We start from the raw sequence: 12621 nt of genomic DNA on the forward strand, positions 1-12621 counted from the left end.
TTATCCCGCCAGACCAGACCAGGGATGGCGGCAATTATCCAATCGTCGGTTATTCGCAATTGTGTCGTTAAAGAGTGGACTGATCAGGAGACCAGGGTCGTCTATGATCCCAATCCTATGACATTTACCGGACAGACGCGCATTAGGAGCCAGGAGGTGCCACGGCCAAAGTTCTCGTCATCACCATCTTTATGATTGGGGTGATTCCTTAGCGCCATCGTTACCTTCTCCAGATCGCTATAGAGCAGCGGCATCGCGCATAACCTCAACGACTTTCTGTCGGCGGTCCTTTTTCACCTCTCTTAAGCGATCACCTCATATCCAGGACAATCTGCACCTGGATATGAGGTGATCGGCGCTTTGCGTTCCACCAGAGTTGGCCGTTAGCTTTAGATGGACTTGCTCATAAGATGCAGAACAGCTTTGCCGGTAAATTGCCTTTGCTGCAAGCGTTGCGCGACCTCACCAATGTCGTGCCAGGACGCCTCCACCTCAATAGGTGTCCTCAATTGCTGATCGGCGACCAGTTGTGCAAGCCAGGCCAGATCCTCAGATGCAGCCCGACGATCTAATTCTGCGAGCATTACCAGTTTGTAGAGGGTCACTCCCCCAATAGGCATGAAATTTCTGATATCAAGGGTGACATCGGGAGATGCCGACCAGCCCAGTGTGACACAGGTTACCCCTGGTACCAGAAGGGAGAGGGCGCTCTTCAGTGCGTTCCCACCGAGCGACTCAATAACCAGGTCGTACGGGCCGTAGGCACGTGCAGGTTCAAGATCGTCTCCCACGATCACCTCATCGGCTCCAGCCTCTCGGACTATGGCCTCGAGGCGAGCATTGCGAGCCGTACCAACAACATAGGCACCACTGAGCCTGGCAAGTTGATGCACGAAGAGACTCACCCCGCCGGTGGAACCAGTAATCAACACACGCTTGTGCAGGAGCAATCCTCCTTTCTCAAGTAACCGTAGCGCGGTAAGTCCAGCAGTCGGTAAGGTTGCCGCCTGATTTGCTGATACCTACGGGGTTTCGATCTTTAACGCATTCGGCATCGGCACAACCGTTCAACTCACTATCCCAGCCCGCCACCTAGAAAAAAGCATGAGCGCTGAATGGATCGCGAACCAGGCATCGTGGACCCACGATGCCTGCACAGAACGGTTCAAGAGAAGAAACGATGAACACTGCATTTCCTACAACAAAAATTGTTGTAGCCAGGCTAGCGTAGCCGTGATCTGTTGGGGATGCTCTTTATGATCTAGTTGTGGAATCTGGATATAGTGCAGATGTTCAGCAGCTTCATGGGCGGCATAGTCAGGTTTTAGTATGTCTATAAACTGCTGTGCATGGAACGCATCTGCTTTCTCATCTTTTTCGCCAACGATCAGCAAGAGGGGTCGTGGAGTGATGCAAGGTCCCATCCAGGCACCGGGTTGGCCAGTCAGCACCCGCGGCGCGTCACTTACATCTGCAAATTCAGGCAACTGGGAAACATGCGTTACAGGCATAACACCAACCGCACAGGCAATGCGTGGATCGCCCGCAAAGGTCAGGAGGGCCTGCAAACCTCCCCACGACGTACCAACCACTCCGAGACGTTCCGCCTTCCCGGTGATGCCTAATGTCAAGACACCATCAACAAGTGCACACGCATCAGCCCGGGCTGCCCCAAGAACATCTTCCCCCTCACCAGTAAAACTCTTGCGCAATTGCGCAACGGCATTTTCCCACTCGCGTTTGCGCCCACCATGTGCGCGTGCATCAATAGACAGTACATGACACCCGGCATTGAGCAGGGCTGAGACAATACAACGGCAAACGTAGTTGTTGCCGGTGCCAGGCAATGCACTCTCCTTGGATTGATGTAACCCACTAAAATAGAGAACAACCGGGCGTGGCTGGGGAGGATCTTCACAGGTCAACAGTATCGTAGGAATCGGTTCTGCCCCATTGGGAAGAAACACTGTCTGCTGATAGGGCCAGGCCACCCAGGGAGAAGCAGGCCCATCAGGAATGGCCTGATCACATCCTTTACGTACAGCATTGATCAATGCCTCTACCAGGGCCAATTCAGCAATATCGGGAGGAGAAATATCAGGCAATGGGACAATCCAATCGGCCTTCGATGCGATCGGGCCAGCTGAATAAGCGGTGCAATAGAGAACGCGAGCGCCACGTCCACGCGCGGTTGACAGCGCCGTTTGCATCATGCCATCGGTCGTTCCACGTGTGAGTACAACAATAACCGCGTTGGGAGGCAAGCGCCTGGCTCGGGAGGTCCAGTACATCGGAAGTGTTGAGCAGGCAGCTGGAACAGCCAGAGCAGTCAATCGATCCGCCAGTACAGCCCCGGTATGCGCCAGGTCTGGAGTTGGCCAGATCTCGACACGTGATGCAGTGCGGAGAGCATATGCTGCTGGCGGAATCTCGCCAATGGCACCAAGAGCGGTTACAAGCGTTGCAAAATTCGGGGTCGCCGTCCCGGTCGTCAAGGTTTCCAAACGATCAGCGTTGGATGCAGCAAGATCATTGGCAATGCCAATACGCAAGGTCGCGTAATTCGAAAATCCGAGATTACGACAAAAACGGGAAACGGTCGGCTGGCTGACATTACAGAGCTGCGCAAATTCACCAATCGACAGGGCCACAGCCTGACCAGGCTCGTTGAGGATACGTTCCGCCACGCGCCGCTCCGCAGGATGTAATTGGGTGAGCGCACCGTTGATACGCGCCAGAGCACCGCTGAGAGTACCACGCTCAAGAGGTTCATCAAGAATAGCCATTATTTCCTCATTAATTTTTTATACATCAATATTAAATTTAGTATACATAAAGAACCTGAAACTGTCAATTCTACGACCCGCTCTGGTTCCGCTTCTCCCTAAAAAACTGGAAACCATGACAGTATACAAGCAATTTTTCCCTTAACACTGCACACTCCCACCCTCTATTTCAAGGATAGCTATTTTCTTACGAGTTTTCAAGCCTGGTTGCTAAAATCACACCCTTTTCCCTTGACAAAAGAGTATTTCCTTATGTAACATTCATTCATGAAGCATGTATATAAAATATATACATCTGTTCAGAAAAACTGGATGCAAGAAATCACAAATATTCCTATTCGCGCATCTAGCTCAACTGATTCGCGGTACAGGAACACGATCTGCAGGCAATGTAAAAAAGAGAGTATGAAGCTCCTTGTAACAAAACATACCCTCTGTTCACAAGTATGGCTTGAAGGCACATTTGTTGATCGATAAAAGAAAGAAAGGAGATACACACACGAGATCTCTGACATCTATCTCTGTTCGGCACTTACAACAAAGAGTAAAAACATGGAACAGAGAAGTCGTCTCACTATTCGCGCATTTCCATACTTCCATATTTCCGTAAAAGCGCAATGATTTGAAATGATTGAACGAGCAATCATATTTCAAGGAGAGAAGACATGAAGGGATATCATTCTTCACGGAAACACATCTCTATCGTACTCTTACTGCTGGCGCTTCTTGGCAGTACTATTGGAACCATAACACAGACAAAACAAGCGCATGCCGATAGCCCCAATCTGGTCCAAAATGGAGGGTTCGAAGGTGACATCAATCCCTGGTATGATTTTGGAGGGACGGCACAAACAACCAGCAGCATTACGCATAGCGGCAACGGTGCCCTGGTGATGGGCACAGGACAACAGGGCGCTGGACAATCACTGACCTTAGAGCCCAACACTATTTATTCGTTCAGTGGCTGGGGCAAAACCACTGGCACGGGCGAATATGCACAGATCACCTTGCGTATCGTGGATGGCTCAGGCGGCCAGGTTGACTACCAGATGCCCTTCACACTCAGCGACTGGACACGTCAGGCCCGCACGATTACCACACCTGCCAGTATTTCATCGGCAACCATCTATATCCTAAAAAATGTGGGCTCAGGCTACTTCTATGCCGACGATATCTTTGTCGGAAAAGGACGAGATGCAGAGGCGTGGCCCTTTGCCGCCAATAGTATCTGGAATACACCCATTGGTTCCAACGCAACCTATACTTCGGTCCCTTTCCAGCTTGAATCAGCATATATCTATGATGGAGAGCCACTGGTCTCCACCGATGCCAATGCGCCACAGCGCAACGCGTACACCGCTGGAAGCACTGGAGCCAATGATTTCGGTCAGTGTAATCTGGATCCCGCACAAGGATCAGTTGGCATTTCGCAAGGATCACTCCAGCTTCCCGACAGTTTTATTCTTGATAACTGGACCCGCAACCCCAATTTCACCCCGAATAATGCCAGCGGTATCATTCAAGGTGATGGGCGTACAATGGCGCAATTTCAGCCAACGACGCGCTGTACCACTGGTGGTTCTATCTTTGGTTATCGTGCCACCGATCTCGACCTGTATGGAGCGGGTATCGGCGGGGGCCACTATGGATCAGGGCTCTCCAGTACCGGAGGCGGCATCAAACCTGGCGAACTCATTGGTCCCGGAGCCATCGGTCATGCACTGCAGCTAGATTTCTGGCTGGAGAGAAATGCATCCAAGAATCCTCCCTTCCGCTGGCCAGCAGATCGCGCCGATTACGGATCAGCGGACAACTATTGTAGTCAGGATCCCTGTAAGAGTAATCCCGCTGCCTTTGCCAGTTTTAAGCCCGGATCATTGCTTGCGATTACGCCTTCCACCACACCTGAAAGTCTGGGCATTAAGACAGCCGCAGGCCTGAAAATTTTCCATGCTCTCCAGGATTACGGTGGCTATATTGTGGATGATACCGGCTGGTACTTTCAAGGCCTTGGGGCCGATTATGGGGTTGATGCAGAGATGGAGAGTAAGTATGGCTATGGCTTCAATACCTCTAATAGTGCAACAGGAGGTGCTCTCGATTGGTACAACGATCTCAACAACATCTTTTCCAAGCTACAGGTGATCGACAATAACAGTCCAACCACGATCGGGGGCGGCGGTACGCCTCGCGTTGCGTCCGCACCTGATTTTGCCACCACGCCTCCCCCTGCCCCCGTGGCATTAGATCGGACCCTCTGGAAGGTAACAAGCTCGCTCAACACTGCAGATATCAACAAGGTGCTCGACAATAATGCTGACACCTATTGGAACTCGGGTCAGGCGCAATCCTCAGGGCAAAACATTGTGATAGATCTGGGCGCGAGCCAGACCTTTAACCAGATCAGCCTGGATGCTACCGCAGATTTCGCGCGCTTTCCACAAGGATATGAAGTCGATGTCTCCAATGATCAAACCACCTGGACGCAGGTATTTGGCGGAGGAGGGAGCGGTACCAGCCCTTCCCTGGGAACCTTCCCTGCGCAAACTGCTCGCTATGTTAGAATCCAGTTGACGGGTGGGAGCATTTCCAATCAGTCATGGTCAGTTGGTGAGCTCAACCTGTATACCTCAGCCAACGATGTTGCACTCAATCGATCCAACTGGACAGTGAGCGCAAGTGATACCGCCGGAGGAACAACCCCACAGTTGGCCATTGATGGAAATGCGACCACCGGCTGGACGAGCGCACAGGGTCAGAGTAATCACAACGCTTTTCAAATCGATCTGGGATCAACGCACACGTTTCGCAAGCTGGTACTCGATGATAGCTCTTTCCCTGATAACTATCCACGAGGATATCTCATCTATGTCTCCAACACGCCCAATAGCTGGGGAAACGTGGTTGCAGCGTGCGATAACTGCACCCGTGATGCGGTCCAGAGCTATACCTTTCCAGCCCAGACTGACCGCTACATCACGATTCAGGAGACACAAACTGATACGCATCCATGGAGCATCGGTGAATTAAATATTTATTCATGATTTCTTACAGCTAAATTGAGCGCCTACGAACCGGATGAAAGGAAGTTGTGACTTCCTTTCATCCTCCAGGAGAGAGTGAAATGCCCTCTGACACTCTCCATAGTATCCCGGTTACCTGACGCTATTCTGATTTACGTAAAAGGAGCATTTTCCTGATGGAAAAGAACGAACCATTATCTTTGATCGATACTACGGCTGCGACGACGCACGTTTCTCAACCACCCCCACTCAGTCGACGCCATTTCCTGGCACAGTCGGCAACCATTGCCGGTGCGGCATTCGGGGGCAGCGCCCTCTTAGCAGCCTGCAGCAATGGCAGTGGGCCCGCGACGTCACAACCAGTAACCATTACCGTCATGGATGATCGTGTCACAGATGATACCGGGCTCTCAGACCATTGGATCGCGACATTCCAAAAGCAACATCCATTGATCCACATCAAACGTCTTGATTTTGATAAAAACCGTCTGAGTTCCATGCTGGCCGCAGGCACCCCACCAGATATCGTTAAAACCCCAGGAGGACCTGATATCAGCAACCTGGCGGCCCGTGGAGCGGCCAAAGATCTCAGTCAGTATTTCGCGCAAAGCTCTTTGCTCAAAGAAAGCGATCTGCAACCTGTCTGCGATCTCTATCGCTGGGATGGCAAGCAACAGGGCAAAGGTCCACGCTATGGCATGCCACACGACTGGTCCCAGGATACCATGTACTGGGCCGATACGGCGGTCTTTAAACGCGCGGGCGTTCCCGTACCCTCAACAGATAAGCCCTTAACCTTTGATGCATTGTTAGACCTCGGCAAGCGTCTGACCGTACGCCAGGGAAGCAAGATACAAATCTTACGCACGCTCGTGTTCTCCATTGAATTCAATAAACGTACTATTTTGGAGGAAAGCCATGTGGATAGACCTTCATCACTTCGGCTCCCGAAGCAGCCACGGGGTCCTTAGCGCCATAGTAGATCACCCTGTTTAATCTCTTATTCGACATCAAGGAGATATCTGGCTGCAGGAGAGATGCGCCTGAAGGTTTCCAGGCGTAGATACTCACGTTGATTCAATTGTTGAGGAAACTCGCGTGCGCTAAAGTAACAGTGCAGAGCACGCCTGGTATTCTGGGTAACGTTGCACGTTCCTCCATGCCATAGGTGAGCGTTAAAAACCAGTACAGTACCCGCTGGGGCCAGAGCTAATACTTGCTCGGGATGCTCATCAGCAGGATTTGACATTGTTTCTTCAGGTGACTTGAAGAGGCGATGTGTTCCAGGGACCACACGTGTGGCTCCATTTTCGCTGGTGAAATCATCCAGCATCCACAGTGAATTTACGACGTGAAAGGGCTCGCCTTCTTCCAGGCGTCCCCAGTCAGCGTGCAAGCTTTGATGACCCTCTCCTGGAATCGCATCACGCCCATTCAGTGAGGAAAGTTTGAACTCGCAACCGATAATATGAAACACCGCTGCTAACAATTTGGGATGCGTATAGATACCATCAAATACCTCACCCTTATTCACCAGGTCGGAAAGACGACGCGTCCCATTTTCCTGGTGCACTTCCATTCCTGCCGATTGACCCTCTTTCTCCATCAATTCTTCATATTTCGCACGCAGTTGTTGCAACCATACTTCGTCGATCAGGTGAGGAAATAACACATATCCTTGCTCATCAAGCAAGCGCTTCTCTTCGTCACTCAGCGTAGTGGAGGTAACACCCAGTTCCTCCATGGCTTTCATCATACGTGTTACCGGTTGGTGTTCAGACATATGTCTCCTCCGTCCATAAGCAATATATTGCACAAAAAGGCCAGTTCCAGTCTACAGGCTTGCATTCAGTAGCTCCTGCCAGTAATATTACGCCAGGCATGGAGACTACGGCAATGCACAAAACGCTCAGATCTTTGCAGAAAAACGGTGTGTACAACGATGGCGTTCTTGTTGCATAGCTGGTAACAGTGAAAGCGAGGAGGACATGAACCTTCAACTCACCAATGCAGGCTCATATGAAGCCCCCCAGGGAAAAGATTTCCCTATGCATATCCATACAGAGTGGGAAATCGTCTGCTATTGCACAGGTACGATTCAGACCGTGCTGGACACAGATATCTATGAGACGGCTCCCGGCATCCTGGTACTTACTCCCCCAGGAATTGCGCATGCCGAATATGCGCGCACAGGCTATAGGTGTTATTATCTGGGGGTGATCGCACCTGCACACCACCCCTGGCCGCGTATCTGCCTGGATGACGCGGAACTATCTTTGACCCACCTCTGTCGCAAGCTGATCCGCGAATGGCACACACACTATTCTGACCGTGCAATAATGCTGGACCTGCTACTCCAGCAACTCGATCTACTCTTAATGCGCGCAGCTATCAGTGCTCCATCAGGCACTGCAGAGAAGCTGGTAGCTGCGGCAGAACGCTATATGCAAGAGCAGTATCATCGACCACTGACAATTAGTGAAATCGCGCTCGCCCTGGGTATCTCGCCCGCCACACTACGCAGACATGTTATGCGTCTACACGGATGCGCGCCAGCCATGCTCTTGCAGCGCATTCGTGTCAGACACGCATGCGATCTCTTACGTACCTCTGATCTCACCCTGGAAGCAATTGCACGTCTCTGCGGGTATGACTCAGCCAGCCATTTGAGCCGCCAGGTGAAAAATCTCACGGGAAAAGCTCCTGGCGCCTTGCGCATACATTCATATGAGTGTATGGTTGAATAGCTGAATACGGATGAGCTATGACATTCCATACACTCATATGAATGGCGGAAAAGCACAATGCGTTATTATTCATCGAACCAGCTTCATGCATTGCCATCAGAAGCAGAACTTTCGAAGGACAACGGGGGAGAGACGCGCCAGAGCGCGTTCTTCTCGCTGGTTATCCTCTCTGGGAGGTATACTGAACCATCAGATCCAGCATGCCTTGTGGTGCATCGGGTTGGAAACAGAGCTGGAGGTTCCTCTGAGCTTCCGAGGCAGCAGCTTCACTCCGAGGAAACAATGCTGCTTCATAGGAGGCAAGCGCTATTTCCATATTGTCTGGATTCGCCAGAAGAGCTTCTGCTAATTCCGCCCCATCAAGCATGGCGAGATTGGCCCCCTCACCAGCAAACGGCGACATCAAGTGAGCGGCATCGCCCAGTAAGGTCACCCCGGGGATGCGTTCCCAGCGATGCCCAATGGGGAGGGCGTAGATGGGGCGAGAAATCAGTTCGGTCTCACTACCGGTAAAACCTTGCGAAATGCCTCAAACAGTCCGGCCTTGCGTAAGGCAAGCTGACCAGACTCTTCGTGCATGTCCAGGATGCTCCCTTGATCACGAATCGTAGGTGATGCCTCCAGTTCGTAAATCATGGCATCAATCCCATGCTTATGCAGCACACTGGCAAGCGTGAGCCCACCTAAACCTGCGCCAATAATCGTCACTTGTTGTTCCAAGAGCGTGTTCCCTTTCTGTTATTCACCATCTATTGTTCTTGTATGAAATCTGTTTTCTCCTGCTCTGTAGCTGCACGGGGAGTGCTCAGTGCTCCTGAGAGGAGAACGTCGATACTCCACGCGAAGCGGTCAGGACCGTTGCCGGAAAAAAGCTCATTGCCGAGCTGTGCAATAAAAGGGTGCACACGCGTGTCAACGGTAGTAATCGCCGCAACGAGGGCTGAGTCCTCATCAACGGCCACCGATGAGGTTTGACGAGTGCTGTGCTCCACAGCGATCGCTGTCGCATACAGAAGCAGCAGGTCGACCACCCACGCGGCCTCTCGGTCCGGCATCTCCCCCTCCTTCAGGAGAGCGAGAAGCTGCTCCAGCAACGCGAGGTAGTTCGGACCACTGGGATGTATGGTCAAGGTCATGCGAGCAATCTCTGGATAGTTGAAGAGGACGAGGGTGTAGCGCGTGAGCACCTGTTTCACCCTGTCGCGCCATGTCCCCTCCACCGTGAGCGGCTCGGTGACGGTCGCCAGAAGGGCATCGAGAATCTGCACATGCAAATCGGTCGTATTGCGCACGTAGACATACAACGATGCTGGCCCTGTATCCAGCTCGTCCGCAATACGACGCATAGTAACCTTGTGAAGTCCCTCCTCACGCAGGATGGCAAGCGCGGCATCGATGATTCCCTGCCGTGTCAACGCTGGTTTGGCCGGACGTTCACGTCGGCTGCGAGGTGGTGACGTATGTTCATGTTTCATCATAGAAACAGTATAACACGAACATGTTCGTAACGTAAGCGTTCGCAACGAACATGTTCTTATCGCTCCATGCACATCTGGCTCATCTGGCTTTCACTTCTCTCGGGTGAAGAGCTCTTGCATGTCTTTTGTTACCAACTGGAGCAACACAGATGAAGCGTTCCCGGAGAGGGTGTTTGTTCGCCATGATCTCAGTGCTTGCTCAAACGTCTCCTCTGCCTGGCATCTCTTTACTTTTCGCAAACACTTTGTGAAAACGAGTTCCATAGTATAGAATAAGGATATGCTAATTGATTCCTGTAAGCAATCAGGACGCGGCAGAGAGTCAATCATGGAGAAGATATTCACTTATCGAGATTTCTTAATCTGTTCAAATTCACAGTACGTTGTATGATACTGACCATACAAGCACAATGAGCTTTGCTTATATGGCGCTAAAAGAGACGAGGGCAAACGTGGCATTTATTATTATTGGTTACTTTCTCGTACTGAACATCCTTACTTTTGTCGTCTACGGCCTGGATAAGCGTTCAGCCAGGATGGGGGGACAAAGAGTTCCAGAGAACGTCTTATTGTTCCTTGCATTTATTGGTGGTACCCCTGCCGCCTATGCTGCACGGAGATACTTCAGGCATAAGACGATCAAGCGCCCCTTCATCACAAGACTGCGGCTGATCCTCATCGTTCAAATAGCTATTTTACTGCTCGCTGTGTTGTTCTTTTTCTATAAACAGGGGTAGCCTCCGCGATGGGGGCATGCCATAGGTTGCGGGAATCTCCCCTGGCGGAATGGGTTGAGCAAAGCGCCAGTGTCTCACCCACAGCGTCAGTGGAATTAAAAGAAGCAAGATAAGCAGCGAAGTCCATTGGGCTTGCTTGAGTCCCCAATCCAGCGTGAAGAGTGGTACAACGATATTCGCGCGGGTAAAGAAGACCAGAAACTGAGCAATGACATAACCACACAAGTAGGTGAGCAGGAGCATGCCGGGGCGGTGATACCGTCGTGCCAGGGGCAGGAGTACTCCAATTAGCACAAGATTGAGCAGGATCTCATAGCCGGCTGCTGGTTGCACTGGGACATGGCAGGTCCCATCCGCCAGATTCTGGCACGCCCAACTGGCCGGGTTGTCGTATACAGTGGACCAGGGAAGCGTGCTGGGATAGCCAATGATGTCGCCATTAATCAGATTACCAAGACGCGCAAAAGGTTGTGCAACAGCGGCAAAGAGCGCACCAGCATCCAGGGTGACTAATGGATTAAGTCGCTCTTTGAGAGCGCGCCAGAACAAGACCGGCATAATCAAAAAGACTGCACCATAGAAGGCCATGCCGCCTTCCCAGGTGGCCAGAATGTGTTGGGGCTTCAAGAGGTAATTCTGGACCAGATCAGGTTGCTGGATCACGAAATACAGACGCCCTCCAAGGAGACCTGCCACGACACACCACCAGAGCATCCGGTAGATCTGGTCTTCCTGAAAGCCCTGACGCGTAGTATACCTGCGAATCAACCAGAGGCCCATCACAATGGCGACCACATACATCAGACCATACCAGCGCAAAGCCAGTGGACCAAGAGAGAACAGGACTGGATTCATGTTGATATGGATATATGAGCTGATCTGGACCCAGTTCCAATTGATGAGGAAGGCGAGGGGAACAGAAAAACATTGCATCTCTCATACTCTTTTCACCAGGGGAGAGCATCCTCAATCTCTTCAGCAGAACAGACACGTATTGAGCGGTTGTTCTTGATGGCTGAAGAAGGCTGGCGGCGTAGCGGAGATCTCTCCTGGATTGGTGCCATCTATGCACATCGCGCCCTGAGTGCCCTGCTGGAAGAAGCTTCCTTCGCCTCAGTCGTGAGTTATGCTCGGCAAGCCCTTGTTTTCCTGCCACGCAAGGAAGCAGTAGACTTCCGTGTACAAATGTATCGATCGGCATGCCTGCTTTTCGTTGGCAGAGAGCAGCTTGCATGTGGCAAGGTGAATGAAGCACGTGAAATGCTGCTCCAGGCAAAGGCAGATAATCTTCCTCCAGGCAACCAGTTTCTCGCCGTTGACATCCACCTGACGTTGGGTCAGATCTATCTGGCACAAGGTGAGCGCAACCTGGCGCAACAGTATCTGCGCCAGTCTCTCTCTGAAGCCCATGAGTTGCATGATGAAAAAGTCATTGCAGAAGCGCAACGTACACTGACCGGGATAGAGGAAAGAGGGGAGAGAGGCCAGTTTGTTGAGCCACTCTCTGCGCAAGAAGAACGGGTGCTGCAAGGTCTTTGTTCTGGATTGAGCAATCAGGAGATCGCGAACGAACTCATTATCTCAGTCAATACGGTAAAGTATCATATCAAGAATCTCTATCAGAAGCTAGGTGTAAGCAATCGCCTGCAAGCCAGCCAGGTTGAGCGCCAATTGCGGCACTCCTCCTATGTTGATACACAGCAGCAGAAGCCACACTAACCAGATCTATCTTAGATACTGCCTATGTCAATGCTTCCAAGACTACCCTCAACACTACCCACGAGGATGGGGAAAGTCTCTCTGGAAACGGCTATACTCACAACAGTTGAGTGACAAGCAAGGTAACTCCG

The 12621-nt window shown here is 51.4% G+C and carries 12 protein-coding genes and 1 pseudogene; 5 read left to right on the forward strand and 8 right to left on the reverse strand.

The window, feature by feature from the left end; translation table 11 throughout:
- Positions 1-101: 101 nt before the first annotated feature.
- The 3 genes from EL633_RS36760 to EL633_RS25225 all read right to left on the reverse strand — a co-directional run bounded on the left by EL633_RS36760 (position 102) and on the right by EL633_RS25225 (position 2786).
- Positions 102-254, reverse strand: a complete 153-nt coding sequence (locus EL633_RS36760; RefSeq protein WP_161982424.1) for a hypothetical protein — start codon at positions 252-254, stop codon at positions 102-104.
- Between the two features lie 135 nt (positions 255-389).
- A complete protein-coding gene (locus EL633_RS25220) occupies positions 390-950 on the reverse strand; it encodes a zinc-binding dehydrogenase (protein WP_126630044.1) in 561 nt (186 codons plus the stop codon).
- 246 nt (positions 951-1196) lie between these two features.
- On the reverse strand, positions 1197-2786 hold the full coding sequence (locus EL633_RS25225) for an alpha/beta fold hydrolase (protein WP_126630045.1): 1590 nt from the start codon (positions 2784-2786) through the stop codon (positions 1197-1199).
- A gap of 665 nt (positions 2787-3451) precedes the next feature.
- Between EL633_RS25225 and EL633_RS25230 the strand changes: the two genes are divergently transcribed.
- Together EL633_RS25230 and EL633_RS25235 are read left to right on the forward strand one after the other, a co-directional pair.
- Positions 3452-5830: a discoidin domain-containing protein gene (locus EL633_RS25230; RefSeq protein ID WP_126630046.1), complete on the forward strand. Its 2379-nt coding sequence runs from the start codon at positions 3452-3454 to the stop codon at positions 5828-5830.
- A gap of 155 nt (positions 5831-5985) precedes the next feature.
- The gene (locus EL633_RS25235) at positions 5986-6780 is read left to right on the forward strand and encodes an ABC transporter substrate-binding protein (protein WP_126630047.1); all 795 of its coding nucleotides are present in this window, start codon (positions 5986-5988) and stop codon (positions 6778-6780) included.
- A 29-nt stretch (positions 6781-6809) separates the two neighbouring features.
- Here EL633_RS25235 and EL633_RS25240 read toward each other — a convergent pair whose 3' ends face one another.
- Positions 6810-7592: a phytanoyl-CoA dioxygenase family protein gene (locus tag EL633_RS25240; RefSeq protein ID WP_218027579.1), complete on the reverse strand. Its 783-nt coding sequence runs from the start codon at positions 7590-7592 to the stop codon at positions 6810-6812.
- Between the two features lie 205 nt (positions 7593-7797).
- Here EL633_RS25240 and EL633_RS25245 point away from each other — a divergent pair, with 205 nt between their 5' ends.
- On the forward strand, positions 7798-8556 hold the full coding sequence (locus tag EL633_RS25245; RefSeq protein ID WP_126630048.1) for a helix-turn-helix domain-containing protein: 759 nt from the start codon (positions 7798-7800) through the stop codon (positions 8554-8556).
- A gap of 160 nt (positions 8557-8716) precedes the next feature.
- Here the strand turns inward: EL633_RS25245 and EL633_RS37905 are convergent.
- From EL633_RS37905 to EL633_RS25260, 3 genes and pseudogenes are all read right to left on the reverse strand, one after another.
- Positions 8717-9061: pseudogene (locus EL633_RS37905) on the reverse strand (FAD-dependent oxidoreductase); the annotation flags it as partial.
- The gene (locus EL633_RS25255) at positions 9046-9264 is read right to left on the reverse strand and encodes an FAD-dependent oxidoreductase (protein ID WP_371865599.1); all 219 of its coding nucleotides are present in this window, start codon (positions 9262-9264) and stop codon (positions 9046-9048) included. The pseudogene EL633_RS37905 and the gene EL633_RS25255, both read right to left, overlap by 16 nt.
- A gap of 41 nt (positions 9265-9305) precedes the next feature.
- Positions 9306-10034, reverse strand: a complete 729-nt coding sequence (locus tag EL633_RS25260) for a TetR/AcrR family transcriptional regulator (RefSeq protein ID WP_218027580.1) — start codon at positions 10032-10034, stop codon at positions 9306-9308.
- 452 nt (positions 10035-10486) lie between these two features.
- Here EL633_RS25260 and EL633_RS25265 point away from each other — a divergent pair, with 452 nt between their 5' ends.
- Entirely contained in the window at positions 10487-10771 is a 285-nt protein-coding gene (locus EL633_RS25265; protein WP_218027581.1) for a DUF1294 domain-containing protein, read from the forward strand.
- Here EL633_RS25265 and lgt read toward each other — a convergent pair.
- Entirely contained in the window at positions 10730-11704 is a 975-nt protein-coding gene (gene lgt, locus EL633_RS25270; RefSeq protein ID WP_126630051.1) for a prolipoprotein diacylglyceryl transferase, read from the reverse strand. The two genes, EL633_RS25265 and lgt, sit on opposite strands and share 42 nt — an antisense overlap.
- Between lgt and EL633_RS25275 the strand changes: the two genes are divergently transcribed.
- Complete coding sequence (locus EL633_RS25275) at positions 11699-12490, forward strand: response regulator transcription factor (protein WP_126630052.1); 792 nt, start codon at positions 11699-11701, stop codon at positions 12488-12490. The genes lgt and EL633_RS25275 overlap by 6 nt on opposite strands.
- Positions 12491-12621: the final 131 nt, after the last annotated feature.

The organism is Dictyobacter alpinus, from assembly GCF_003967575.1.
GTDB classification, from domain to species: domain Bacteria; phylum Chloroflexota; class Ktedonobacteria; order Ktedonobacterales; family Ktedonobacteraceae; genus Dictyobacter; species Dictyobacter alpinus.